The organism is Salegentibacter salinarum (genome assembly GCF_900168115.1).
GTDB classification, from domain to species: Bacteria; Bacteroidota; Bacteroidia; order Flavobacteriales; family Flavobacteriaceae; genus Salegentibacter; species Salegentibacter salinarum.
The window spans coordinates 143881-166467 of sequence record NZ_FUZC01000006.1 but is presented as its reverse complement, the minus strand read 5'-3'; the positions used below and the strand labels follow the sequence as shown (position 1 = coordinate 166467).

Genomic DNA, 22587 nt, shown 5'->3' with positions numbered 1-22587 from the left:
GCACTAACGAAATTAACAAAAGATTACTATTACAAATAGGTCTTTAGTTCATTTAACGTTTTTATATGCATTACATCGATATTTTCTTTGTTTCCGTAGTAATCAAAGAAGATGGGTTTTATACCACAATTTTGTGCACCGGTGCAGTCGGCTTCAAAATTATCGCCAATCATAATACTGCTTTCGGGTGTAGCTGAAGATTTTTTGAGAGCGGCTTCAAAGATTAATTTATTCGGTTTTTTAACCCCGGCTTCTTCGGAAGTAGTAATTGTAGTAAAATACTTACTTATCCCGGAGTTGTTTAGTTTCTTATGCTGTACTTCTTCAAAACCGTTTGTAATAATATGTAATTCGTAACTTTTATGAAGATAATCCAGCACCTCTTTACTACCATCTAAAAGATGATTATGGTCGGGTAGATATTCTATATAATCTATCGCAATATCATTTATTAAATCCTTATCGGCTTCAAATTTTAAAAGATCAAAACTATCCTTTAAACGCCCGTAACGTAAGGCTTCTTTTGTGACCTGATCATTTCTATAACGCTCCCAGTACTTAAAATTTACCGGCATATAGATTTCAAGAAAATCATTTATCTCCAGCGGAATATTTCTGAATTTAAAAACCCGTTCAAAAGCGAGAGCAGAATTCCGGTCAAAATCCCATAAAGTATGGTCTAAATCGAAAAAAATATGATTGATATTACCTAATTTCATAAATCTGTTTTAACAATGCGTAATAAGCCTGGTAGTTAGAATATTCAGAAAAATCCTGATTTTTAAATATAGCTTTAAAACTTCCTCCCACTTTTTTTACCTCGCTAAGCATTTTCCCTATATCGCTGGTTAATTGGCCAAAATCTGTATGTTCTACGATATTTGAATTGAACACATATGGATGAATTTTTAAAGCAAGGGTAGATTCAGTATTAATATCGTAAAACAAAAACGGACTGCAGGTACCAGCTCTAAAACCGGCAGTTTCAGGATAGCCCATAGAGTAATCCTGCGGAATTTCAAGCTCTGACAGGAAATTATAAAATTCAGGAATATTCAAATTATATTTCACGTTAATCACACTGTCCAGAGGCGTATGTACCGTATTTTCCATACGTAATTTTTCCTTCCGTAAAGTTTTAAAATCTTCGAGCGCAAAATAGCCGGGCATCAAACCTACTTCTGCATAATCTCCCACATATTTTATAATAGAACGATATGGGTTTCGGTTGTAATTAATATTACGATCGTAAATAGAAAAATCACTCAGCTGAAACATAAACAGCAAAGGAACCTTGTATTCTTTTATAAAGGCAATAAGGTCTTCAAAGATATTTATAGGGTCCTTTTTTACCCGCATAAGCACCTGAATGCGATCTAAAACCTTGTTAAACTGAAGTTTTATGATATCTAAATGCATTCCCGCCAAACTGCGCAAAAACCCTTTATTCTGAAAATTAAAAACGTGTTCTACCGCTATCACGGCCCTGGTATGAAATTCACGGTTGGTAAGTGAAATTTCAGGAAATCTTTCCATCAGAATTTCTTTAAATTTATAAGCCCAAATATCTACTACGGGAGTTTTTAAAAATCCTTCTTGAAACCCAACACTTTCTGAAGCAGGAAAACGCCCTAAATCATCTTTTACGTGCGGCAGATATTCTTCATACCGACTTAACAAAAAGAACGAAGCCGCAAAAATATCAAAAGGCAAAGCACTGTTTTCTGAAACCGGAAAAAAGCAATAATTATCTCCCCAGGGTTGTACTTTTATCTCTACCTCGCTTAAACCCTGCTCTAGCAAAAGATCTACTTTTTGCACAAACAATTCGTTCCCCAGGGCTTGTTTCCCATAAGAAAGCTTCATCCCCTCATGGGCGATAAATTCTTCAATTTTAGTAGTAAATTTTATGGATATCCCCAGAACATTGGTGCAAACATGTTTAAAAATGTAAACTATTCGCGGGGTGATTTTCTGGGTATAAATTAGTAGCATCTAATCAATTTAAAGTACGCCTTCATCTGCAAAGCTAAAGTATGATTTTTCGGTTACAATAAGATGGTCCAGCACCTTAATATCTAAACTTTGCGCCGCTGTTTTAAGCTTCTGGGTAAGTTGTTTATCGGCTTCACTTGGCCTTAAGGTTCCCGACGGATGGTTATGCGTCAGGATTATAGATGTTGCTCCAACTTCAAGTGCTTTTCTTAGGGTGATGCGAACATCTACAAGCGTACCGGTAATACCGCCTTTACTGAGTTGTAATTGCTCAATAACTTTGTTGGAATTATTGAGATAAATAATCCAGAATTCTTCATGATAAAGTTCCCCAATTATAGGCTGCATCAGTTCAAAAACCGAAGCGCTGGAGGTGATTTTCTTCTTCTCCAATGCTTCTTCTGTCCTCCGGCGGCGGCCAAGTTCCAATGCAGCGACAATACTAACTGCTTTTGCAGGGCCAATTCCTTTAAATTCACAAAGTTTTTTTACTGAAAGTTTCCCGAGATCGCTAAGTTGATTCCCGGTGGAAGCTAAAATCCGTTTGCTTAATTGCACCGCAGATTCGTTGCGACTTCCCGAACCGATTAATATGGCGATAAGCTCGGCGTTGCTAAGACTGAGTTTCCCTTTTTGAAGAAGTTTTTCCCTGGGCCGATCATCTTCTGCCCAGGATTTAATTCCAAAACCAATTTGATTTTCCTGCCCCATAGTTTTATAAAGATAAAAAATGATTTCTTATCTCCACCAGGACAATTAAAAATGAGGTGTTTATACTAAAATAAAGCTTTCAATTCTTCAAGCTCTAAATTTCCAAAAGTCCCACTACTCATTAAAAGTAATACCGAATCTTTTAAATCTTTAGATTCTAATAAATTTTTTAAGGCTGAAGTGTCAGAAACCACTTCCAGGTTTGGGTTATTAAAGGCATTTTTTATTTCTTCAGTAGAAATTGATTGCATTTGCTTTTGCGAAATTGCTTCCACAGAATAAAAAACAATAGCTTCATCAGCTTCATTTAAAGTATCTTTATACTGCTGAATAAATTCTGAATTGAGACTGCTGAAAGTATGTAATTCCAAACAGGCAATAAGCTTTTTTCCAGGATATTGATCCTTTACCGCCTGTGTGCTGGCTTTTACTTTAGATGGGCTGTGCGCAAAATCTTTAAAAATAATTCCGTTCTCATTTTCATAAATCTTTTCCAATCTGCGGCTGGCCCCTTTAAATTCCACCATCGCTTCATAGAAATCGTCTTCATCAATTCCCATATGCTGGCAAATCCATTTTGCACCGGCGAGGTTATTCATATTATGCTTTCCGAAGATTTCCAGGGGCATATCCCCTTCTGAAGTTTCCAGAATTGTTTCGCCATCTTCTATGTGATATTCCGGAGTAAAATATGGATGCTTTCTTATTTGATTTTCGGTATTTTCAGCAAGATTTTTTAAAGTTTCATCTTCTTCATTATAAACCAGAATCCCACCTTTTACAATCGAACTTATAAAAATCTGAAATTGCTCCACGTAATTTTCAAATGTAGGGAAGACATTAATATGATCCCAGGCGATCCCACTAAGTAAAGCTATATTAGGCTGATACAAATGAAATTTAGGCCTAAGATCTATAGCTGAAGCCGGGTATTCATCGCCTTCAATGAGCATAAAATCATTCTCATCACTTAAATTAATAGTGTTTTCAATTCCGCGAACCGGTGCCCCAAGCAAATAATCAATTTCCTTCCCGTGATAGTGCATCACGTGCAATATCATAGCCGTAATCGTAGTCTTCCCATGCGACCCACCGATTACCACGCGGGTTTTCTCTTTGGAAATCTCAAAAAGCAATTCTGGATACGAATAAATCTTCAGGCCTAATTCTTCGGCTTGCTTCAACTCAGGATTATTCTTCTTGGCATGCATTCCCAACACTACTGCATCCAAATCACGTGTTATTTTTTCAGGAAACCAACCTAATTCTGCGGGAAGTAAACCTTCTTCTTCCAATGCCGATTTTGAGGGTTCGTAGATAGCATCGTCGCTTCCGGTAGTATTATTTCCTTTTTTATGAAGGGCAATGGCAAGACTATGCATAGCGCTTCCGCCAATTGCTATAAAATGAAGTTTCATGAGATTCTTTTTCGCGCCAGTAATGGCAATTTTAAACTCTATTAACTAGCTGCAAATATAGTTAAGACTTTAGGAAACCTTTAGCCTACATCTCTAATATTTCTTGTTTAAGTTTTTCGGCTTCAGGAAAATTAAACTTTGATGCCAGGGCCTTATTTATATGCGACAAAGCTTTATCCTGATTGTTCCTAGAAGCCTGAATTTTTGCGATATGAAAATGTGCCCAAGCCGGAGATTTTAGATCTTGATAATTGTAATTTCTCACATACTTTTCGAGGAAATCTACAGCCAAATCTGGTTTCAAATTTAACAAAGCTGCTCTTTCACCTAATTCGTAATTCTGGTAATTACGTTCTACCAGGCTTTTATCATTACTAGCAGCTTCCAAGGCTTTATTTACCGCTACTTTCATTGCTTCCCGGTCTTCTTCTATTTTATGAATATAAGCCTGGGCCAGGTATGCATCTACTTTATTAATTGATTGAAGTTCTTTTACATACTGTTGTGCTCGTTCTTTGCTACCACCAATAATCGCGGGCAATTGCATATAAAGTTCCACCAACGCCCTACGGACTTCGGCATGATTTTCATCTAATTCGGCAGCTTTATTCAGGTAGGTTTTAATATCGCCCAACATTAAGGCTGCTTTAAATTTAGAAGCTTCCATGGCTTTCATCCCCATGGCACCACCGAGCTTGAAGTTATAGCCCGAAGAGTTAGGCTGGTTTTCCACCAGTTTTTCATAATAATCTATAGCTTCATCCCACTTTTTTTCAAAACTGGCGATATCTCCAAGGTATTCTACGGCCTTTGCGTTATCCTTATTCTCTTCAAAAACCTTTTTAGCCTTATTGATTTGGTTTTCTTTAAGATATTTTTCCCCGGTTTCAATGGAAGACTGCGCCCAAACAGGTGTCAAAAAAGAGAAGAGAATAATACCGAATATTAAGAATTTGTTAGTCATCCTATTAATTTTTTCATAAATTTATCGCGAATATCGATCTAAAGCTTCAAGTAACGTTTAACAAAAAAATATAGAACCAAAATAAATGGTAAAATTTGTTAAAGTACTGCTTAGTTTAACTCACAATGTTAAAAATTATTTTAATATTTGTGCTGCTAAAATTATTTAAACCTAATACTAATAATTGAATTTTAACACCTAGCCTATGCAAAATTTTACTTTTGGGAGGAAGGGAACAAATTGGTTCCTTTTCGCCTTTGTACTGTTAATTGGAACCTTGCCTTCATTTGGGCAAGCCGATTGTCCCGACCCGGACAATTTTAGTTTCTCTCAAACACAAACCGTTTGTTTTACACAAACAGTTAGCGAACTTAATACGGATGGTTATCCGGTATACCAAACAGACGAGAATGAAAATGATACTCAAATTATTCCGGAAGACGAACTTCTAGTAGACGGAGAAATTTATTACGTAGGTGGAGAATCTGGACAATGTGAGCGTATAGCTATTACGGTAACTGTAGAGTCTGTTGAAAGACCCTTAAATGATGTCACCAATAATCAAGCAAATGGTTTTGAAATAACATCTTGTACTCCTGCCGATTTTAATGCAGAAGACCTGGCTGAGTTATTTGATGAAACTATAGGAGGCTACAACATTGAGGTTTATGATTCGGAATTCGGAACATCGCCTATGGCTGATGGGGATAATCTTTTACCTGGCGGAAGCTATTATGTAGCTCAAGTTCCAGGAACTAACGTACCTGGTTGTCCATCGTTAAGAACCGCGGTTGGATTCAACCCGAACCAAATAGAAGCTCCCACTGCCGCCACCGAACAGTCTTTTTGTGAAGATGCAACGGTTGCTGACCTGGAAGCTGCAGGAACGTATGATGATACTCAAGCCATAAGATGGTATCGTTCGCAAAACGCTAATTCACCTTTAGCCGATAATACAGAACTTATTAATGGAGCTACCTACTATGTAGGACAGGTAGTAAACGAAAGAGGAAGCCCACTTCCTCCTTGTGAAACTCCTTCTGAAGACAGAGCAGCCGTAATGGTTACTCTAGGGGAACCAATAGAGAATACTCCTATATCAGCAGAGGTTTGTACATCACAAATACTTCCAAATCCTACAGCAGCCGATTTTGAAGACTTTTATAGAGGTTTATTAGGCAATGTTGAAGGAGGAAGCTTTACCCGCGATTTTGAAGATTTAGTAGATCAATACGAAAATAATCCTATTGGGACTTTTACAAACACCTATACTTCCAGCGAAGAATGCGAGTCTACAGAAGTGACCGTTGAAATTACAGATACTGAAGATGCAAACGCAGGAGGGTTCGATAATTTCACACTTACTTGTGCAACTGAAGAAAGTTTTGATCTTCAAACCCTTGAAAATACTGATGATAATGCAACTGGAGGAGGAACATTTTCTGGTACAGGAGTAGAAAACAATCAGTTTGATGTGTCCGTTGGACCTGGTGTTTACCCTATTACTTATACGGTAAATGATGAATCAGCAGACTGTATCACACCAGACACCGAGAGTACAACTACTTTTGAAATTACTATAAATGACAATCCTCAGGAAGTTGATGATATTTCAACTGTAATCTGTAGTGATGATCTTTTAGGTAATCCCACCGCAAATGATGTGAGAACCTATCTAAGAAATTTAATTTCAAGCAGAACAGATTTACCTTTAGACGGAACTTTCACTAACAATACACCTGAAGATATTTTTGATCAATTTCAAGAAGACCGCTTCCAAAGATTTGTCTCTTCCTACACAGTAGATACAAACTGTGGTGAGGTAACAGTTGGAATTACTATCGATATCTTTGAATCAGAAGATGCAGAAGCAGGGGAAATAGATGATTTTACTATCGCTTGTGATGCTCAGAATATTATTGTTCTTGACGAATCTCTTCTTGATGAAACTGCAACTCGTAATGGTAGCTTTTCAGCAGCCGAAGGAGTATTAAATGATGAGGGCAACTTTGACCCTTCAATTGGACCAGGAACCTACACTATCACCTATTCGGTAGATGATAATGCAAATCCATGTATAACTCCTAATACTTCCGATGCCACAGAATTTACTATTGAGGTAGAGGAGTCCAACCAGGTAAGTACCGTTAGTGAAACTTTTTGCGTGTCTGAAATCCAAGAACTTTTAGAAAGTGAAGATGACTTAGAAACGATTTTAGAGGGTATTTTAGGACAACCTGTTGATACCGATGGGACTTTCGAACCAGGTTTAGACGAACTTGAAGCTGACCTTTTATCATTCTTTTTTAATCCAAGTTTAAGTTTTGATACATTTGAAGCAACTTATACAACAGATTGTAGCGCCACCGATATTGAGTTAACGATTATTAAAGATGGGGATGCAGAAGCAGGCGAAATAGATGATATTGACATTGCATGTTTTGCAACTGATGTTGTAGCACTTGACAATAGCTTACTTGATAATACAGCCACTCCTAACGGAGTATTTACTGCAGAAGAGGATGTCCTAAATGAAGACGGGAATTTTGATCCATCTTTAGCAACTCCAGGAACACCTTATACTATCACCTATTCAGTTGATGAAAATTCTTCCGATTGCGTTAACCCGGGAACATCTGATTTCACAACCTTCACTATAACTATTAGTGAGGAGTTGGCAGAACAACCTGATGATATCTTTAACACAATCTGTAGCGAAGATTTACTTGCAAACCCAACTGTTAACGATGTGAGATCATATCTAAGGAATTTAATTTCACGTAGAACAGAGTTACCAACAAACGGTATATTCACCAACAACAGTCCAGAAGAAATTTTGGGACAATTTCAACAAAATAGATTCCAAACTTTTAATTCTGTATATACTGTAGAAACTAGTTGTGGAGATGTGACCGTAGATATCACGCTTGATATCATTGAATCAGGTGATGCTAACGCAGGTGAAATAGACGACATTACTTTAGTTTGTTTTGATACAGGTGAGATTGTCTTAGATGATTCTCTTTTAGATGAAAATGCCAACCCGGGCGGAACATTTACCGCAGAGGAAGGAGTTCTTAATGAAGATGGTAACTTTGATCCATCTATCGGTGCAGGAACCTATACTATTACTTATAGTGTAGATGATTCCGCTGATTGTGTGATTGAGGGAACATCTGATTTCACAACATTTGATATTATTGTGGGTGAGGATCTGGAAGAATTAAATCCTGTTTCCGTAGTTATATGTGAAGATCAAGTTTTAGAAAATCCATCTGAGGCACAGATCAGATCCTATTTTACCAATCTTGTAAATAACAACACTAGTCTTGAGACAGGAGGAAATTTTGATCCAAGCCCAGCAGAAATTTTGACACAATTTGAAAACCAAAACGGCCTTGGGATCTTCGAAACCGAATATACCGTAGATACTGGAGATTGTGGAATTGTTTCAGTTATGCTTACTGCAGAGGTTACTCCTCTACAACAAGCTGATGCGGGAGAATTTGGTGACATAGAACTATGTACTACAGATGATGAAATACAATTATCAGCAGGACAAACAGGCGGCATTGAAGGAGGTTTCTTTACAATAAACGGAGAAGTTATTGAAGGAGGGATATTTAATCCTGCAGTGATGGAAGAAGGTGATTATGATGTTAGCTATACAATTAATGAAGATACTGCATGTGTAGAGGGTGAAGCTTCTACCTCATTTACGATTAGTATTTTTGAAGGTCCTAATGCAGGAAGCGACTTAACACTATCGTATTGTGAAACCGAAATCGAAGAGCTTATCGCGAATCCTGGGGAAGCTCAAAACTTTTTAATCACCTTACTTGAAAATCAAGAGGAAGATGTAGATTTGAGCGGAGATTTTGATGCTAATGTAGAAGAGCTTTTCGCCTACTACAATGCCGGAGATTTCTCAGAACCATTTGTTACTACATACAGGGTTTCTAATGAAAATTGCGAAGACACCTCTGAGATTTCAATAACTATTAATGAAATTGAAGAAGCAAATGCAGGAGATTTTGAAAATTATACTTTCTGTAGCACAGACAACGATGTAAATCTTAATAATGAGATTACAGGAACCGCAGGAGGTACTTTTACAGTTGATGGCGAACCAATTGAAAATGGTATTTTCTCACCTTCAACATTTGAAGCCAGTATATATACCATTACTTACACAGTTAACGAAAATATTGACTGTGTAGAAGGGGAAGACTTTACAACTTTTCAAATTGAAGTTATCCAAGGCATTGAGCTTGGTGAAAATAGAAGCGTTGAGCTTTGTATAAATGAAGTAATACAGAACCCAACCGTTTCGGACGTAAGAAATTACTTCCGAAATTTACTTGGGGAAAATTCTGAGGCAGAAGGAATTTTTAATCCTTCTATTGAAGAATTAAGAGCATCTTTTCAAGAAAATCCAATTAATACACTTACGACCACTTTTACAGTTGAGAATGGAGAGTGTTCCGATTCCGTAGACCTTTCGGTAAATATAGTTGCTACAGAAGAAGCCGAGGCAGGGGAAATTGACCCCCTAACTATATGCGATACTACAGAAGACATAGACCTTTTCAGCCTAATATCCGACGAAGCGAACGAAAATGGTTATTTCGAAGGGTACGAAGATGGAATCTTTAGTCCATCAATGATGGATGCCGGTTCATATGAGATTACTTATACTGTGGATTCAACAACAGCATGTGTAGAAGGTGAAGACAGTACTACCTTTACTATAGAAATCCTTCAAGGTGCTGATGCAGGTGAAGATATGGATGTAACAGTTTGTAGTAACGACGGTCAACAAGATCTTTTCTCATTGATTTCTGCAGATGCAGATATGGATGGTGAATTCACCTTAGATGGTGACGTTATAGCAGACGGAATTATGGATCCTTCCCAGTTTGAAACTGGAACCTACGAAGTTATCTACAGTGTAACAGCTGAAGGTGATGAGTGTGGTGGAGACGATTCTGCAACTATTACTATCACTTTAGGAAACGCTCCTGACGCTCCAACAACCGGTGAAGCGATTGCATTCTGTGCAATAGACGGTGAAACTGCAACAAGACTTGAGGCAGATGGAACTAACTTAACCTGGTATTCTGATGCTGAACTATCTATGATGGTTAGCGAAGAAGACCTGTTGGTAGATGGAGATTACTATGTAACTCAATCATCAGACGAAGGATGCGAATCTGAAGCAGCAGTACTTACTGTTAATATTGTAGATTCTCCTGCTCCAACTATTAGTTCAGATTATGAACTATGTGAGTTTGATAATCCAACAATTGCAGACCTTTCTGCCGAGATCAATGAAAGCGGTGAAATAACCTGGTATGAATCAGCCGATAGTATGACTGCTCTTAGCAACAATGCTACCCTAACTGATGGTACCACTTACTACGCGACGCTTATTTCAGATAATGGATGCGAAAGTTCAGAAAGATTAGCTGTTACGGTTACTCTGGAAGATTGTGCTTTACTATTCCCTGAAGCGATAACGCCAAATGGAGATGGTAGAAACGACAGGTTCGTGATTGAAAATATTGAAAGAGAATATCCAAACTTCAATATTACAATCTTTAACAGATGGGGTAATGCAATTTACAAAGGCAATGCCTCTACTCCTACCTGGGATGGAACTTCTAACCAATCTGGTAGTCTTGGAGACGATGTATTACCAGTAGGTGTATATTTCTATGTGGTAGACTTTAACGACGGAAGCACAGAGCCTCGTCAGGGTAAAGTATACTTGAACAGATAATATAAAAGGATAAACATTAGAAAGAAATGAAAAAAACAATCAAATATTTAATATTCGCAGGCATTATCCTTTTTTCAATCAAGGGGATGTCTCAGCAAGACCCGCTGTTCACTCAGTATATGTACAATATGAGTGTAATAAACCCGGCCTATGCTACCGATGATCCCGGTATGCTTAACCTGGGGGGTATTTACAGATCTCAATGGCAAAATGTTGACGGTGCTCCAAGCACCGCCAACTTCTTTGCCCACACTCCTGTAAGTGAAAGGGTAGAACTTGGTTTAACCGTAGTTCACGATGAAATTGGTGGTATTGTAAAAGAAAACAATATAACTGCCGATTTTGCTTATGTAATCCCAACGGGTGGAGAAAGCAAAATCTCATTCGGTCTTAAAGGTGGTCTTACTACTTTTGATGCAAACCTTTCAGGTTTAGCAGTAAACGATCCTACAGATCCTGCCTTGGAAAATGTTAACGAAGTTTTCCCGGTATTTGGAGTTGGTGCTTTCTGGTTTGGAGATAACTACTATTTAGGTGCATCTGCTCCTAACCTGTTTACCTCTAAATACATTGAAAACGAACAAGGCCTAGCGGCTTTAGGAGAAGAAGCAATTCACTATTATTTAACCGGTGGATATGTTTTTCAACTAAACCCAGATCTTAAATTGAAGCCTGCTTTTATGGCAAGAGGTGTTCAAGGTGCTCCGTTGGCAGTAGATGTAACTGCAAACGTTTTGTTATATGACAGGTTGGAAGCCGGTGTTGGTTACAGATTTAATGAAACCCTCACAGGTTTGGTGAACTTTAAAATTACCCCATCACTTCGTGTAGGGTATGCTTACGATCACTTTACCTCAGACTTCGCCAACTATAATTTAGGTGGAACTCACGAGATCATGCTATTATTTGATCTTGACCTGTTTGGCCTTACCAAAGGATATGACAAATCACCTAGATTCTTCTAAAAACCGAATAATATGAAAAATTTATATAGTACACTTTTTATTCTTTTTATAGGCCTTGCCGCTTTTGGGCAAAGTGCCGAAATAAAGAAAGCAGAAAAATTGTTTGCTCAAAGAGCATACATTGACGCTGCAGAAGCTTATGAAAAAGTTGTAGATAAAGATCAGGAGGTATTACAAAACCTTGGAGATGCTTACTTCTACACAAATCAAATGGAAAGTGCTGCGGAAGTTTACCGCACACTTTTCCTTAGACACGATGATATCACCGAGCCTGAATATAAATTTCGATTTGCACATTCTTTACGTGCTATTGGAGAACAGGAAGAAGCTGATGAGAACATGAGCGATTATACCGGAGACGATATAAACTACGAGGATTTTGCACGTGAATTAGACACAGTTGCTCCTCACGTTTATACAACTGAGCAAATTATGAACAATAGTGCTTCAGCTGACTTTGGTATCGCGTTTTATGGAGACCGAATTACTTTCGCTTCAACAAGAAACCAGGAGCGTCCGGTTTACCCATGGAACAAGCAACCAACCTTAGATCTTTATTCTGCTGAAATGTCTGAAGACGGAGAATTAAGTGATATTGTTTTATTTTCTGATGAAATTAATACCGATGAGCACGAAAGTTCTGCAACTTTCAGTGAAGATGGTCAGGTAATGTACTTTGACCGTAACAGTGAGAAAAGAGTGAAAAATGAAGAAGGAATTAGAGTAGGTCACATTAAAATCTTCCGTGCAGAAATGCTAGATGGTGAATGGAGCAATATTGAAGCGCTTCCTTTTACAAGTGACGAATATTCTACTGAGCACCCGAGCCTAAGTGCAGATGGCAGCAAACTTTATTTTGCCAGCGATATGCCGGGTTCTGAAGGTTCTTTTGATATTTACGTTGTAGATGTAAATGAAGATGGTACTTACGGCGAGCCTCAAAATCTTGGCACTGTAGTTAACACTCCACACCGTGAGCAATTCCCTTACATTAGTGAAGAAGGAGTACTTTACTTCGCTTCAGATGGTCACCAGGGATTTGGTAACTTAGATGTATTTAGAGCTGAAGGAGATTTTTCTGAAGTTCAAAACCTGGGTAACACCGTTAACAGTGGTCACGATGATTTCGCATTTATTATAGATGAAGAAAATCAAAAAGGATATCTTGCTTCTAATAGAAGAGGATCAGATAACCTTTATGTGTTTACAAGAGAAGATTATGTTCCTCCGGTTGTTGATTACGATGATAGAGAAACAAACCTTGAAACCGGTAGACAACAATTAAGAGATGTTGGAAACATTTACTTCGACTTTGATAAAGCAACAATTAAAGACGAATCGAAACCAACGCTTGATAAAGTTGTAACTATTATGAACAAGTATCCTGAACTTCAGATAGAAATTGGCTCTCACGCTGATGCTAGAGGTTCAGATCAATACAATATGGGATTGTCTGAGAGACGTGCAGCTTCTACTTTAGAGTATCTTGTTGAAAACGGCATAGACCGCAGCAGGTTAACTTCTAAAGGTTATGGAGAAAGCATGCCGCTTAACGACTGTACCGAACCTACTGGCTGTACTGCAGAACAATATGCTAAGAACAGACGTAGTGAATTCACCATAATGAATGATGAAAACAATACAGATTCTGAAGAAATGGAAGATTAATTAATCTTCCATAGGTTGACCACTAACTAACCAACCAAAATGTGAAAAGCCCCGGAAATTTCCGGGGCTTTTTTATTACATTAATTTTAATAGAAAACTGCAATTTAATCTTTCGGAGGATAACCTTCTAAAGCCTTCTCTACGATTTTATCAAACATTGCCCGGCGTTGTTCTGGAGAAGCATTTGGATTGAACTTGGTTTCTACAACAGCCTGCCAAATCAAAGAATCTTCGGCCACATCTATAAAGTCTATCGTGAGTTCAAGAATTACAGAATTATTTTCTATAGGAATTCCTCCGGAAACTCCTACTCCTCCACTTCTACCACCTCCCCCAATTCCCACACCAATACTACTTCGGTTTTGGTCCTTAAACTCACGGGAATAAATGTTCACATATAGACCGGGCTCTTCAGAAGTGGAGAAGCCTTTCTCTTCCATTCCATTTTTTAAACTGGTAATTAACCTGGTTTCGTCCAACTGCGACAGGCCCGACTGGAAATCCGGGAAAAGCTGGTAGGTTTTATAATTATTAAAACTAACCGTATCATCATAATCGTAAACCGCTTTTGGGGTATTGCAGGATGAAATTAGGGCACAAATAAGTAACAACTTTATTAACTTCATAAGAATCAATTTTTAACTTTTTCACAAAAAAATGCAGCGTAGAAATTAATCCACGCTGCTTAAATTTAATCAAAAACCGTTCAGGAAATCTAAAGATTAACAGAAATCCAAAGTTGTTGTGTTTAAACTTTCTGCTTAAGAAAAAGAATGTAGGCTTTTATTCCGTTAGATAATGCCAAACCCTATGTGAGGGTTTAAGAAGTCTCCTTATTTAGCATTTCCCATAACCTGTCTTTAAGTTCGGTTAAACCCTGTTGCGCTACCGAAGATATAAACAGGTAAGGTGCACCTAAATTTTTATCTAACTCATGCTTCATTTCAAGTTTCAATTCAGTATCAAGCATATCACTTTTTGATATAGCGATAAGCCTGTCTTTATCCAACATCTCCGGATTATATCTTCGCAATTCATCTAACAAAATCTCATATTGTTCAGAGATATTTGGAGCGTCAGCAGGCACTAAAAACAATAAGGTTGAATTACGTTCTATATGGCGTAAAAACCGGTGGCCAATTCCTTTACCTTCCGCAGCACCTTCAATAATTCCCGGGATATCTGCAACAACAAAAGTTTTAAAATCACGATATTCTACAATTCCTAAATTGGGTTTAAGGGTAGTAAATTCATAATCCGCGATTTTCGGTTTTGCAGCGGTAATCACAGAAAGCAAAGTAGATTTTCCAGCGTTAGGAAAACCAACCAGGCCAACATCGGCTAGAATTTTTAACTCCAGGGTAATGTCTACCTCGGTACCATCTATTCCCGGTTGGGAATATCTTGGAGTTTGATTGGTAGAACTCTTAAAATGCCAGTTTCCACGTCCACCCATTCCACCTTCTGCAATAAGATATTCTTTGCCATCTTCGGTGATTTCGTGAATAATTTCCTGGGTTTCAGTATCCCTAATTACCGTTCCTAAAGGTACTTCAATATATTCATCAGAACCTTCTGCACCCGTGCTGCGTTGCTTACTCCCGTTGCTACCGTGTTCAGCGCGAATATGTCTTTTAAACTTTAAATGATAGAGTGTCCAAAGGTTTTTGTTCCCCTTCACAATTACATGGCCACCACGGCCACCATCACCACCATCGGGCCCGCCTTTCGCAACGTATTTTTCGCGGTGCAGGTGTGAAGATCCACTTCCTCCTTTTCCGGAAGCCACGTGAATCTTTACATAATCAACAAAATTCCCTTCAGTCATATTTTTATTATTTAATCAAATCTACTGGCCAGCCCTGGAGTTTAAACCCCTAACTATTCCGTAATTTCAAACTTTCATTGAAGATTACGCCTGTAGCTTATCAATCACGGCACTTAATCGTTGAGTGATTTCATCTATAGAACCAACTCCGTCTACGCCGTAATATTTATCTTGTTTTTTATAGTATTCTTTTAATATCGCGGTTTCATCATAGTAAACCTTTATCCTGTTTCTTATCACCGATTCGTCGGCATCGTCTTTTCTTCCAGAGGTTTTTCCTCTTTCTAACAGACGTTCAACCAAAACCTCATCATCTACCTCTAAAGCGATCATTGCAGTTACTTCGGTGTTCTTTAATTTTAACAATTCAGCTAAAGCATCTGCCTGTGCTGCAGTTCTCGGGAAACCGTCAAAGATAAATCCGTTCGCGCCTTCATTTTTATCAACTTCAGCATTCAACATTTTAATCGTCACCTCATCAGGAACCAACTGCCCTTTATCCATAAAAGATTTAGCGTGCAATCCTACTTCGGTTTCGCTTTTAATATTGTCCCTAAAAACATCTCCGGTAGAAATGTGAATTAGCTTATATTTTTCCTTTAGAATGTCTGCCTGAGTTCCTTTGCCGGCGCCGGGAGGGCCAAACAAAACTAAATTTGTCATGTTGTTCTCTTTAAGTTTATAGATTTGCGTAAGATTCCTGCCTAAACCATCATAATCCAGGCCATAACCTACAATAAATTTATTCGGGATTTCAACCCCTATATACTTTATATTAAAGTCTTTTTTATAAGCTTCAGGTTTATAAAACAAGGTTGCTACTTCATAATTATCAACTTCCTCTTTCAGTAAAATTTTATTTATTTCCTCCAAAGTATTACCGGTATCAACAATATCTTCCAGTAAAATAACTTTTCTACCTTTTAATGACTGATTTAGACCTAGTAGTGTTTTTACATTTCCCGTAGTCCTGGTACCCTCGTAAGAACCAAGTTTTACAAAACTAACTTCACAATCTTCATTAAACCGCTTTATAACTTCACTCGCAAACATAAAAGAACCATTAAGCACTCCTAAAAATATGGGATTCGCATCCTTGTAATCTTTATTCAGCTTATCGGCCACTTTATCTATGGCTACGTTAATTTCTTCTTCTGAAATATACGGCTCAAACTCTAAATCGTGCAGTTTTATCAAATCTGAAAAATTTTAAAGGGCAAAGATAAGGATTCTTAACAACCCAAACTGCCAGATTTCCATAAGAATAATAGCACAGCTTGCCCTAAAAATTTATTTTTGCTGAAACATTTACGGTATGATCAATTATTTTTCTTCAGATTTTAAATTGGGAATTCTTGGTGGCGGCCAGTTAGGCAAAATGATGCTTTACGAAACCCGCAAATACGATATACAAACCAACGTTGTAGACCCAAACCCTGAAGCACCCTGTAAAATTGCCTGTGATTATTTTGAAACCGGCGATCTTATGGATTTTGATACCGTGATTAACTTCGGAAGAAAAGTTGACGTGCTCACTTTTGAAATTGAAGGCGTAAATGTTGAGGCTTTAAAACAATTGCAAAAAGAAGGTATAAAAACTTATCCCTCCGCTGAAACTTTAGAGAAAATCCAGAATAAAGGAATTCAAAAGGATTTCTATAAAAAACATCAAATCCCAACCGCTGATTTTGAAGTTTTTTCAAATAAAAAAGAATTAATTCCTGCGCTTGAAAGCAGTAAAATTAATATGCCATTTGTTTGGAAAAGTACTACCGGTGGGTATGACGGAAAAGGAGTTTCGGTTATAAAATCAAAAGAAGCTCTATACGATCTTCCCGATGCCGAATGTATTATCGAAACGCTGGTTCCATTTAAAAATGAATTGGCAGTAATCGTGGCAAGATCGGCTTCAGGTGAAGTAAAAACTTATCCAGTAGTAGAGATGGAATTTCACCCTACCGCCAACCAGGTAGAATATGTAATCTGTCCGGCAAGAATTGAAGATTCCGTGGCGCTAAAAGCAAGGGAACTCGCGGTTAAGGTTTCCGAAGCTTTTGAACACGTAGGTTTACTCGCCGTGGAAATGTTCCAGACCGAAAAGGACGAGATTATAGTAAACGAAGTAGCCCCAAGACCACATAATAGCGGACATTACAGTATTGAAGCCAGTTATACCAACCAGTTTGAACAGCATATTCGCGCTATTTTAGATTTACCTTTGGGTAACACCGAAAGTAAAGTCGGCGGAATTATGGTAAATTTAGTGGGCGATGCACATCACGAGGGTGAAGTGGTTTATGAGAATATCGAAAAAATAATGGAAATGCCAGGGGTAACGCCGCATATTTACGGTAAAAAAATCACCCGCCCGTTTAGAAAAATGGGCCACGTAACCATAGTAAATAAAGACCTTGCCGAAGCAAGAAAAATTGCTGAGGAGGTTAAAAATTCAATTAAAGTTATTTCTAAAAAATAATATATACCTCACAGGTTTTGGAAACCTGTGAGGTATTCTTAAGCATAAAAATTATGAACAAAGTAGCAGTAATAATGGGAAGCACCAGTGATTTACCGGTAATGCAGGATGCTATAGATATCCTGAAAGGTTTTGATCTGGAAGTAGAAGTAGATATCGTTTCTGCCCATCGCACGCCCGAAAAATTATTCGAATACGGTAAAACTGCCCACGAACGCGGAATTAAAGTAATTATAGCCGGTGCCGGTGGCGCTGCCCACCTACCCGGAATGATCGCCTCCCTATCCCCGCTTCCCGTAATTGGCGTGCCGGTAAAATCCAGCAACTCAATAGATGGTTGGGATTCGGTTTTGTCAATTTTACAAATGCCTGGCGGAGTTCCGGTAGCGACTGTTGCCCTAAACGGAGCTAAAAATGCCGGTATTCTTGCAGCGCAAATTATAGGCGCTTCAGATAAATGTACTTTAGATAAAATTCTGGTTTATAAAGAAGGACTTAAAGAAAAAGTAATTGAAGGTGCTAAAAAAGTAAAGCGATAAAAAGCAAAAGCCACGTCTTGCGACGTGGCTTTCTTTGTAGTAAACTCACCTAAATCTGTACAAATTATTTATTAACCATTCTAAATATTTAAACCAGAAAAAACTTTACAAGCTACTACAATTGTAAAACGTTCAATATTTTAAAGTTGAAATATACAGTTTTTTAGATAAAAATAACGTTTTGTGTTAAAAAAAATTACTAAAACGTCAAATTTAGGTTAAGTAGATTATCTGGACTACTCAAACGAGGTTTAATGGATAAATTTGAACATAAAATTAAAAAAAGAAAAAAGATAATGACCACTCATAATAATCCGCTTTTACAGGAATTTAATCACGCACCGTTTTCAAAAATAAAAAACGAGCATTTTAAACCCGCAATAAGAAAAGCCATTGAAATGGCACGCGAAGAAATCAACGGGATTTCAACAAATACTAAGGAACCTAGCTTTTATAATACCATCGAAACTTTAGAATTTTCAGGAGAGAAGTTAGATAGGGTAACCAGTATATTTTTCAATCTGAATTCCGCTGAAACCAACGAGGAAATTCAGCAAATTGCCCAGGAAGTATCCCCGCTTTTATCAGAATTCAGGAATGATATCATCCTTAACAAAGCCCTTTTTGAAAGGGTAAAGTCTGTTTACAATAAAAAAGATGAGCTTAATTTAAATACAGAGCAAAAAACACTTTTAGATAGAAAGTACAAAGCATTTTCAAGGAACGGCGCTAACTTACCCATTGAGAAACAAAACGAACTTAGGGATATCGACAAAAAGCTTTCAAAATTAAGCCTGGATTTTGGCCAGAATGTACTTGCCGAAACCAATAAATTCGAATTACATCTTACCGATGAAAACGATCTTAAAGGCCTTCCTGAAAGTTTTAAAGAAGAAGCTGCGCAGGTAGCGAATTCCAAAGAAAAAAAAGGATGGATTTTCACTTTAGAGTATCCCAGCTACCTCCCTTTTATGAAATATGCCGAGAACCGGGAGTTGCGAAAAAAAATGGCTCTTGCTTTTGGTTCTAAAGCATTTCACGGCGATGAGTTAGACAACCGGGAAAATGTGTTACAAATTTCTAAATTAAGATATCAGCGCGCCCAACTTTTAGGTTATAAAACCCATGCCCATTTTGTACTGGAAGAGCGTATGGCAGAAACTCCCGAGAAAGTAAACAGCTTTTTAGAGGAAATTCTTGAAAAGGCAAAACCGGCTGCAGAACGCGAGTTTGCCGAATTAGAAAACTTCGCCAAAGACCTGGACGGGATTGATCAGCTCCAAAAATGGGATGCCGCTTTTTACAGTGAGAAATTAAAACAAAAATTATTCAATCTCGATGATGAAAAACTGAAACCTTATTTCAAGCTAGAAAATGTAATAGACGGCGTTTTTACAGTAGCCAATAAACTTTACGATTTAAAATTCCAGGAAGTTTTTGACGTAGATAAATATCACGAAGATGTAAAAACCTACCAGGTTATTGATGAAAATAATAAAGATATAGCCCTGTTTTACGCCGATTTTCACCCAAGACCGGGAAAACGCGATGGCGCCTGGATGACGGGTTATAAATCGCAGTACAAAAAAGACAGTGAGGAAGAACGCCCCCATATTTCTATAGTTTGTAATTTCACCAAACCTTCAAAAAAACAACCTTCGCTACTTACTTTTAATGAAGTCACTACCCTTTTCCACGAGTTTGGCCACGCTTTACACGGAATGATGGCAGATACGCAATATCCAAGCCTCTCAGGAGCAAATGTGTATTGGGATTTCGTTGAACTTCCAAGTCAGTTGTTAGAAAACTGGTGCTACGAAAAAGAAGCGCTTCAGTTATTTGCTAAACATTACGAAACCGGCGAAGTGATTCCTATGGAATTGATTCAAAAAATAAAAGAATCGGCTAATTTCCAGGAAGGAATGGCTACGGTAAGACAATTAAGTTTCGGAATGTTGGACTTAAGCTGGCACGGGGTAGATCCTTCAGCAATTACTGATGTAAAGGCTAACGAAGATAAAGCTTTTGAACGCACCAAATTATTCCCTAATGTTACAGAAAATTGCATGAGTACCGCGTTCTCCCATATTTTCCAGGGCGGGTATTCTGCCGGGTATTATTCCTATAAATGGGCAGAAGTTTTGGACGCTGACACCTTTGAATATTTTCAGCAAAACGGAATCTTTAGCCGGGAAGTCGCTAATAAGTTTAAGACCAATATCCTTTCTCAGGGTGGTACAGATCACCCGATGACGCTTTACAAGAAATTCCGTGGAAAAGAACCAAAACCCGATGCTTTATTAAAACGCGCCGGATTAATTAAGAAATAATAGTAGAAAAAGGTTGTCTGAACTAATCGTCATACTGTCCCGAAACGTCGGGATGGTTTCAGAATCTAATCATTGATAAGTAAATGCTTTCTCATATACTGGAAAGTCGAGCTTAACGACATTAGAGCTTTTCAGACAACTTTCTCTTTTTTAATCCATTTCCGGCTTTTAAAACCTTATAAGATCTATAACTTATAAATTCAATTACTTTCATTAATTTTGAAGTGACCTTGAAGCCAGCCTATGCCAACTCATAAACTCGATCCTACAAAATGGGTGGATAAATATTCCGATTACCTGTTTAATTACGCTATTGTTAGGGTTAACGATCGCGAGGTGGCTAACGATTTAATTTCTGAAACTTTTCTTGCCGGTCTCAATTCTAAAGATAATTTCGAAGGAAGAGCAACAGAGCGTACCTGGCTTATTTCTATTTTAAAACGTAAAATAATAGATCACTACAGAAAAATTAATTCCCAAAAAGGTCAGGCAGAAGTTCGAATAAATTATTCAGATTCTGAAAATAATGGCGATTGGCTGGAAGAACAGGTAGCCGATACTTTTGATCGTACGGCCGAAGATGAAATGGAAAATACTGAGTTGGGTCTAGCCATTTTGGAATGCCTTGAACAAATAAACGAAAAACACGCCGCTATATTTAAAATGAAAACCATTGATGGGGCTGATACTGAAGCGGTATGTAAAGAATTTAATATTAGTCCGTCTAACCTTTGGGTAATCATTCACAGGGCACGTACCGCATTGGCCGCCTGTCTTGAAAAAAACTGGTACTAAGTTATGCCGAAACGAAAATTTTTCATTTTTGACTGTTCAAAAGCTGAAAACTGCTGCGATAAAAGCCAGTATAACGAGGCGGGAACACGCGAAAAGATCTCCATGCTTTTCCATTTACTTTTTTGCGGACCCTGCCGTAAGTACACTTCAAGAAACACAAAACTTACCCGGTTAATTAAAAAATCCAAGCTTAAAACCTGCTCTGAAGAAGAGAAAAAAGCCTGGAAAAACCGAATTGAAAAAGAAATTGCTAAAAAAGAATCTTAGTAAATACCCAGCAAATTAACCAAAACACAGGAATTCCCTCCACCCAAAATGCCGAATAATAGGCACCTTGATTCACCTCCGCTGCTTTAATAAAATATGCCGAAACCAATAAAGTCAAACCCAGGGCTGTAAAGTTTACCACTGAAGAAAACGGCATTAAAAACTCCAGCAGAAGCATAATTCCCAATAAAATATAACCGATTTTCTTAGTATTTACTATTCCAATTTGTTGCGGAATGGTATTTAATTGTCCAGAATCAAACTTTAAATCCCTTATTTCAAAAGGAAGTGTAATTGCAATCACAAAGAAAAAACGCTGTAAAAAAGTGAAGCTAATTTCTTTTAAAGATACTACATTTAGCAATGGTAAAATCACCACTACCCCAGCCCACACAAGGGCGATTATAAAAATCTTTATCCCACCAATATTCCGAAGATTTCGCCTGTTTCTTCCAAAAGGGATCGCATAAAGCAAAGTAAATAGACCTAAAATTCCTGAAACTATTAGTGTTTCAAAATCCTGCTGAAAAGTAAAATATACTAAACCCAGGAAACAAAAAAACGAGAAAATCTGGATCACTTTTAGATTCCGGGCAAGGCTGGCATGATGAAGTTTTGCAATGCCTGCATATTTTACAAAATTATAAGCGGAAATACTTCCAAAGAAAATAAAGTAAAGCAGGTTTTTATCAATTTTAATATTGAATTCCAGGAAACTCATTAAACTAAGCGAAACCACGGCCAAAGCCAAGTGAACACTGCTGTTTATATAAAAGTCAAGAATATTTTTTAAACCCTTCATCCTGCTAAAATAATTATTCTATCCCGCAACAAAATTACTCGCGTAAA

The 22587-nt window shown here is 37.7% G+C and carries 17 protein-coding genes; 8 read left to right on the top strand and 9 right to left on the bottom strand.

The window, feature by feature from the left end; all coding sequences use genetic code 11:
- Nucleotides 1–29: 29 nt before the first annotated feature.
- The 5 genes from B5X53_RS09165 to B5X53_RS09145 all read right to left on the bottom strand — a co-directional run bounded on the left by B5X53_RS09165 (nucleotide 30) and on the right by B5X53_RS09145 (nucleotide 5088).
- The gene (locus B5X53_RS09165; RefSeq protein WP_079712943.1) at nucleotides 30–719 is read right to left on the bottom strand and encodes a YjjG family noncanonical pyrimidine nucleotidase; all 690 of its coding nucleotides are present in this window, start codon (nucleotides 717–719) and stop codon (nucleotides 30–32) included.
- Nucleotides 706–1995 (bottom strand): polysaccharide deacetylase family protein, encoded by a 1290-nt coding sequence (locus B5X53_RS09160; RefSeq protein ID WP_079712942.1) that lies wholly within the window; start codon nucleotides 1993–1995, stop codon nucleotides 706–708. Before B5X53_RS09160 ends, B5X53_RS09165 begins: the two co-directional genes overlap by 14 nt.
- Nucleotides 1996–2004: 9 nt before the next feature.
- Nucleotides 2005–2706, bottom strand: a complete 702-nt coding sequence (gene radC, locus B5X53_RS09155; protein WP_079712941.1) for a RadC family protein — start codon at nucleotides 2704–2706, stop codon at nucleotides 2005–2007.
- A gap of 65 nt (nucleotides 2707–2771) precedes the next feature.
- A complete protein-coding gene (locus B5X53_RS09150; protein ID WP_079712940.1) occupies nucleotides 2772–4124 on the bottom strand; it encodes a UDP-N-acetylmuramate--L-alanine ligase in 1353 nt (450 codons plus the stop codon).
- A gap of 85 nt (nucleotides 4125–4209) precedes the next feature.
- Nucleotides 4210–5088 carry a tetratricopeptide repeat protein gene (locus B5X53_RS09145; RefSeq protein WP_079712939.1) on the bottom strand — a complete coding sequence of 293 codons (879 nt, stop codon included), beginning with the start codon at nucleotides 5086–5088 and terminating at the stop codon, nucleotides 4210–4212.
- Nucleotides 5089–5293: 205 nt separating this feature from the next.
- Here B5X53_RS09145 and B5X53_RS09140 point away from each other — a divergent pair, with 205 nt between their 5' ends.
- From B5X53_RS09140 to B5X53_RS09130, 3 genes are read left to right on the top strand one after another with little or no spacing between them, the layout of a single operon-like run.
- Nucleotides 5294–10870, top strand: a complete 5577-nt coding sequence (locus B5X53_RS09140) for a T9SS type B sorting domain-containing protein (protein ID WP_079712938.1) — start codon at nucleotides 5294–5296, stop codon at nucleotides 10868–10870.
- A 26-nt stretch (nucleotides 10871–10896) separates the two neighbouring features.
- The gene (locus B5X53_RS09135; RefSeq protein WP_079712937.1) at nucleotides 10897–11835 is read left to right on the top strand and encodes a PorP/SprF family type IX secretion system membrane protein; all 939 of its coding nucleotides are present in this window, start codon (nucleotides 10897–10899) and stop codon (nucleotides 11833–11835) included.
- A 12-nt stretch (nucleotides 11836–11847) separates the two neighbouring features.
- The gene (locus tag B5X53_RS09130; RefSeq protein WP_079712936.1) at nucleotides 11848–13503 is read left to right on the top strand and encodes an OmpA family protein; all 1656 of its coding nucleotides are present in this window, start codon (nucleotides 11848–11850) and stop codon (nucleotides 13501–13503) included.
- Between the two features lie 104 nt (nucleotides 13504–13607).
- Here B5X53_RS09130 and B5X53_RS09125 read toward each other — a convergent pair whose 3' ends face one another.
- The 3 genes from B5X53_RS09125 to B5X53_RS09115 form a co-directional block, all read right to left on the bottom strand.
- Nucleotides 13608–14129, bottom strand: a complete 522-nt coding sequence (locus B5X53_RS09125) for a DUF4136 domain-containing protein (RefSeq protein ID WP_079712935.1) — start codon at nucleotides 14127–14129, stop codon at nucleotides 13608–13610.
- A gap of 194 nt (nucleotides 14130–14323) precedes the next feature.
- A complete protein-coding gene (gene obgE, locus B5X53_RS09120) occupies nucleotides 14324–15331 on the bottom strand; it encodes a GTPase ObgE (RefSeq protein ID WP_079712934.1) in 1008 nt (335 codons plus the stop codon).
- A gap of 84 nt (nucleotides 15332–15415) precedes the next feature.
- Complete coding sequence (locus tag B5X53_RS09115; protein WP_079712933.1) at nucleotides 15416–16528, bottom strand: adenylate kinase; 1113 nt, start codon at nucleotides 16526–16528, stop codon at nucleotides 15416–15418.
- Nucleotides 16529–16646: 118 nt separating this feature from the next.
- Between B5X53_RS09115 and B5X53_RS09110 the strand changes: the two genes are divergently transcribed.
- The 5 genes from B5X53_RS09110 to B5X53_RS09090 all read left to right on the top strand — a co-directional run bounded on the left by B5X53_RS09110 (nucleotide 16647) and on the right by B5X53_RS09090 (nucleotide 21738).
- Nucleotides 16647–17807, top strand: a complete 1161-nt coding sequence (locus B5X53_RS09110; RefSeq protein WP_079712932.1) for a 5-(carboxyamino)imidazole ribonucleotide synthase — start codon at nucleotides 16647–16649, stop codon at nucleotides 17805–17807.
- Between the two features lie 53 nt (nucleotides 17808–17860).
- Entirely contained in the window at nucleotides 17861–18346 is a 486-nt protein-coding gene (gene purE, locus B5X53_RS09105) for a 5-(carboxyamino)imidazole ribonucleotide mutase (RefSeq protein ID WP_079712931.1), read from the top strand.
- Between the two features lie 296 nt (nucleotides 18347–18642).
- Nucleotides 18643–20676, top strand: coding sequence for a M3 family metallopeptidase (locus B5X53_RS09100; RefSeq protein WP_079713019.1), 2034 nt, complete (start codon nucleotides 18643–18645; stop codon nucleotides 20674–20676).
- Between the two features lie 243 nt (nucleotides 20677–20919).
- Entirely contained in the window at nucleotides 20920–21471 is a 552-nt protein-coding gene (locus B5X53_RS09095; protein WP_079712930.1) for a sigma-70 family RNA polymerase sigma factor, read from the top strand.
- Between the two features lie 3 nt (nucleotides 21472–21474).
- On the top strand, nucleotides 21475–21738 hold the full coding sequence (locus B5X53_RS09090; protein WP_079712929.1) for a hypothetical protein: 264 nt from the start codon (nucleotides 21475–21477) through the stop codon (nucleotides 21736–21738).
- Here B5X53_RS09090 and B5X53_RS09085 read toward each other — a convergent pair.
- The gene (locus B5X53_RS09085; protein WP_079712928.1) at nucleotides 21722–22540 is read right to left on the bottom strand and encodes a UbiA prenyltransferase family protein; all 819 of its coding nucleotides are present in this window, start codon (nucleotides 22538–22540) and stop codon (nucleotides 21722–21724) included. The genes B5X53_RS09090 and B5X53_RS09085 overlap by 17 nt on opposite strands.
- Nucleotides 22541–22587: the final 47 nt, after the last annotated feature.

Coding starts and splice junctions, on each gene's coding strand:
- B5X53_RS09160 (WP_079712942.1), bottom strand. CDS start 1,995: ATGCTACTAATTTATACCCAGAAAATCACCCCGCGAATAGTTTACATT.
- obgE (WP_079712934.1), bottom strand. CDS start 15,331: ATGACTGAAGGGAATTTTGTTGATTATGTAAAGATTCACGTGGCTTCC.
- radC (WP_079712941.1), bottom strand. CDS start 2,706: ATGGGGCAGGAAAATCAAATTGGTTTTGGAATTAAATCCTGGGCAGAA.
- B5X53_RS09130 (WP_079712936.1), top strand. CDS start 11,848: ATGAAAAATTTATATAGTACACTTTTTATTCTTTTTATAGGCCTTGCC.
- purE (WP_079712931.1), top strand. CDS start 17,861: ATGAACAAAGTAGCAGTAATAATGGGAAGCACCAGTGATTTACCGGTA.
- B5X53_RS09135 (WP_079712937.1), top strand. CDS start 10,897: ATGAAAAAAACAATCAAATATTTAATATTCGCAGGCATTATCCTTTTT.
- B5X53_RS09090 (WP_079712929.1), top strand. CDS start 21,475: ATGCCGAAACGAAAATTTTTCATTTTTGACTGTTCAAAAGCTGAAAAC.
- B5X53_RS09140 (WP_079712938.1), top strand. CDS start 5,294: ATGCAAAATTTTACTTTTGGGAGGAAGGGAACAAATTGGTTCCTTTTC.
- B5X53_RS09145 (WP_079712939.1), bottom strand. CDS start 5,088: ATGACTAACAAATTCTTAATATTCGGTATTATTCTCTTCTCTTTTTTG.
- B5X53_RS09085 (WP_079712928.1), bottom strand. CDS start 22,540: ATGAAGGGTTTAAAAAATATTCTTGACTTTTATATAAACAGCAGTGTT.
- B5X53_RS09165 (WP_079712943.1), bottom strand. CDS start 719: ATGAAATTAGGTAATATCAATCATATTTTTTTCGATTTAGACCATACT.
- B5X53_RS09110 (WP_079712932.1), top strand. CDS start 16,647: ATGATCAATTATTTTTCTTCAGATTTTAAATTGGGAATTCTTGGTGGC.
- B5X53_RS09125 (WP_079712935.1), bottom strand. CDS start 14,129: ATGAAGTTAATAAAGTTGTTACTTATTTGTGCCCTAATTTCATCCTGC.
- B5X53_RS09100 (WP_079713019.1), top strand. CDS start 18,643: ATGACCACTCATAATAATCCGCTTTTACAGGAATTTAATCACGCACCG.
- B5X53_RS09095 (WP_079712930.1), top strand. CDS start 20,920: ATGCCAACTCATAAACTCGATCCTACAAAATGGGTGGATAAATATTCC.
- B5X53_RS09150 (WP_079712940.1), bottom strand. CDS start 4,124: ATGAAACTTCATTTTATAGCAATTGGCGGAAGCGCTATGCATAGTCTT.